The sequence below is a fragment of the Sulfurimonas sp. NWX367 genome, assembly GCF_039667065.1.
GTDB classification, from domain to species: domain Bacteria; phylum Campylobacterota; class Campylobacteria; order Campylobacterales; family Sulfurimonadaceae; genus Sulfurimonas; species Sulfurimonas hydrogeniphila.
In genome coordinates, this window is record NZ_JALCZM010000010.1 from 1 (window position 1) to 1,695 (window position 1,695).

Here is a 1,695-nt window from a genome sequence, read left to right on the forward strand (position 1 = left end):
TAATTCATCATCAATTTTTAAAGCTGTAATATGTTCAATAATTTTTCTTAGTAATTTCTGCGAGAACTTAAATCTGACATCATGCAACTTTAATCTTCTTTCAAACTCTTTGTAAACTGCATATGATACAAACGAAATAAGTACATGTGCTTTTATTCTCTCCTCAACGCGATGGTATATTGTCCGAATGCGTAAATCTGTTTTTGAGATTCTAAAAGCTCTCTCAACATCATACTGATTCTGATAATGTGCTATAACATCATTGGCATTGAGTGAAAAATCATTTGTGGCAAACCCTTTGATTCCATCAAGCTTTTCATCTTGAATAATTTTTTGAGGATTGAGTCTGTCTTGAACTTTGTACTTCTTATCTATATCCAAATATTTGGCATAGTAGGATAGCTTTAAATCGCTTTTGGTGATATTTTTATCAGATAAGCTCTGTTTGATTTTTTCTAACGCTTTTTCTCTTATTTTTTTATCTTTTTTTGCTCTTTTGGAGGAGTAGGTAAGAATCAGTTTCTGTCTGATAGGGAGTTGCTGTTTATTGCCAAATTCATCTATATAATTTATCGTTTTATCTATATCAATGGTATGGATAGTCCCATCATCAATAAATGTCAAATTTGCAATTTGCTCTTTGAGTACATTGTCAATATTTTTGATTTTATAGGCAAGGATATATTTATAACCGTTATTCTCTAAAAAAGCAATATTTGCATGGGTGAGCATCCCTCTATCCGCAACTACTATCGGTTTTTCTTTGAGTTGAAACCGTGTTTGAAACTTTTGAAGTATATCGATAAGGGTATGCCCTTCATATTTATTTCCCTCGTATATTTCAAAGCTCAGTGGATACCCTTCTAGAGTTGTAAAAAGACCAAGGAGTATTTGGGGACGGGCAAGTTTTCCCTCTTTGGAAAAACCGATTCTTCTTAAATCATCTTCACTCTCACTTTCAAAGTAGAGTGTTGTTACATCATAGAAAGTTACAGTGATAGTTCCTGACATCACCTTTTGGGTGTGTTCAAATACACATTGCTCTATTTGTGTTTTTATCTCCTCTTGATAGATAGTATCCAAGAAGCGATAAATTGTATCTGTTGTCATCTCTTAATGTTTGAAGTAGTCCAAATAGTGTATCAGCTCCAATTTGCTGCCGGGGTAGAGTATTCTTGATATTACCAATGAGCGAAATAAAAACTGTTTTTCTGAAACTTTACGAATGGATGTTGTTTGTAACTTTTCAAAAACTTTATTACACCCTATATCATCAAACAATCTCCCAAATATTAACTCATCACCAATAGGTATAAAATCTTGTGTTGTATATTCTGCAAGCAGCTTTTTTAACAACTCTTTTTTACTGTTAGTTTGTAAAAAATAGAAAAGATTATACTCAAGTTCATCAATACGCCCCAGTGCTTTTTGGTAAAGTTGTTCAATCTCATCTGGATCTTTACTGCTACCCAAAGTTTCAACTACTTTATAGCCTCGATTGCTTCTGTCAACAATATGAATACTGATACTTCCACTGCTATTTTTCTTTTTTCTGACTTTTAATCCCATATAAAATGATAACAAATTCTATGAATATATTCCCGAGGCACACAAATCGTGCCTTTTTATCCTCTGAAAGTACCTATTTTACGAGGTTAAGTTTTATTTAAAAAGTTATCGCGGAAGTCAGGAATT

The 1,695-nt window shown here is 32.6% G+C and carries 2 protein-coding genes; both read right to left on the reverse strand.

Annotated features, from left to right (window positions below; translation table 11 throughout):
- Positions 1–1,110, reverse strand: a 1,110-nt coding sequence (locus tag MNY28_RS11750) for an IS1634 family transposase (protein WP_346389953.1), incomplete at its 3' end; no start/stop codon positions are given.
- Between the two features lie 3 nt (positions 1,111–1,113).
- Positions 1,114–1,569, reverse strand: coding sequence for a hypothetical protein (locus MNY28_RS11755; protein ID WP_346389954.1), 456 nt, complete (start codon positions 1,567–1,569; stop codon positions 1,114–1,116).
- Between the last annotated feature and the right edge of the window lie 126 nt (positions 1,570–1,695).

Coding starts and splice junctions, on each gene's coding strand:
- MNY28_RS11755 (WP_346389954.1), bottom strand. CDS start 1,569: ATGGGATTAAAAGTCAGAAAAAAGAAAAATAGCAGTGGAAGTATCAGT.